Origin of the sequence: Dapis brunnea BLCC-M229, assembly GCF_050015995.1 — a bacterium.
Taxonomy (GTDB): domain Bacteria; phylum Cyanobacteriota; class Cyanobacteriia; order Cyanobacteriales; family Microcoleaceae; genus Trichodesmium.
Window position 1 is genome coordinate 17,745 of sequence record NZ_JBNHEP010000151.1, and the last position, 1,831, is coordinate 19,575.

1 pseudogene is annotated in these 1,831 nt (G+C 30.1%); it reads left to right on the forward strand.

Annotated features, from left to right (window positions below):
- Positions 1-560 precede the first annotated feature (560 nt).
- A pseudogene (locus tag ACP6PM_RS17765) lies at positions 561-1,640 on the forward strand (ATP-grasp domain-containing protein).
- The last annotated feature ends 191 nt before the right edge of the window (positions 1,641-1,831 follow it).

Consider the following 1,831-nt stretch of genomic DNA (forward strand, 5'->3'; position numbering starts at 1 on the left):
AAGTACCCAATGAAAATCTCCAAAATAGTCATCAGAAAAATTCCTTTTTTTCCAGAATCAAGCCCTTACAAAAAACTCAGACGTTATAGTAATAAGTCGGCGGAGATAGAAGATTTTATCCATCCCTTCTATCAAAGAAGTAGCCAATGAAAATCTCCAAAGTAGTCATCAGAAAAATTCTCGACAGATACTCAGACGTTATAGTAATGAGTCGGCCGAGATAGAATATTTTCTGCATCCTTTCCATCAAAAAGATAGCCAATGAAAATCTCCAAAGTAGTCATCAGAAAAATTCTCGATAGATGCTCAGACGTTATAGTAAGGCTACAAATATCAGTAGTGGAATAAATTTTTCAGAAAAGTCTAAGTTGACAAGGGTTCAGCAACTTTCTTAATACCAAATTATAGTGGCATCTGCTATTATAATAAAACATACTTGCTATTTTATATTTTCAAAATTAACTATGTTCTTTGTAGATAAACCATACGTTTCAGAATTTTTTAAAGCTACTGTTAGAGATAATGCTATTCCTGTAGTAGGTACAGATATAGCTTAAAAAATGAACCTTTATAATGGCACAAAGATAATTACTGAAGAGCAAGCAATTGAGATAGTTAAACAATTAGATAATCCAATTATTTACACTACTTCTGAAAATTCCTATCATTGGATATCAGAACATTTCTATTTTACCGATATACCTGAAAAAATAGAGCTATTTAAGAATAAGTGGAAATTCCGGCAGCTAACGAAATCAATCTTTCCCAACTTCTACTTCAAAGAAATACCTAAAAAAGACCTAAAAACAATTGAACTTGATAAAATTCCCATACCATTTATTATTAAACCAACAATTGGTTTTTTGAGCATGGGAGTTTATCAAGTCTCAAGTTATGAGGAATGGCTGAAAACCATCGATTTAATCACAGAGGAAATAGATCAAACAATAAACTTATATCCTGAAAGTGTATTGAATACTAATTCATTTATCATTGAAGAGTATATAGACGGCGAAGAATTTGCTATTGATGCTTATTATAACTCCATTGGCTAACCAGTTATCCTGGGGATTTTTAAACATATATTTTCTTCAGAAAATAGTGTTAGTGACAGAGTTTATTATTCATCCAAAGAAATTATTGAAAGTAACCTTGACGAATTTACAAATTTTCTCGAAAAAATTGGTAATTTGGCTAAAGTGAAAAACTTTCCAGTACATATTGAGTTGAGAAGAAATAGTAATGGTCTTTTATTACCTATTGAAGTAAATCCAATTCGATTTGGTGGTTGGTGCAGTACCGCATATTTATCTTTCTTAGCTTATGGTTTTAACTCCTACTTATATTTTTACTACCAAAAAAAGCCAGATTGGTGTCAAGTTATTCAAGGAAAAGAAGGAAAATTATTTAGCTTGGTTATATTAGATAATTCGACTGGTAAAAACGTTAATGAGATTACATCATTTAATTATGATAAATTGCTGGCAAATTTTGAAAAACCCGTGGAGTTAAGAAAGATAGATTACAAACAATATTCTATCTTTGGTATCTTGTTTATAGAAACTAAAGAGGAAAATTTTCGGGAAATTCAAAACATTTTAGATTCAGACCTAAGTGAATTTATCACAGTCGATAGATAGTATTTTTTTTCATCCTTACCTTACAAATATCAGTAGTGGAATAAATTTTTCAGAAAAGTCTCAGTTGAAAAAGGGTTCAGCAATTTTCTTAATGCTAAATTATATTTGTATCTACCACATCCTATCTTTAGTATCCTGTTTATAGAAACTAAAGAGGAAAATTTTCGGGAAATTCAAAACATTTTAGATTC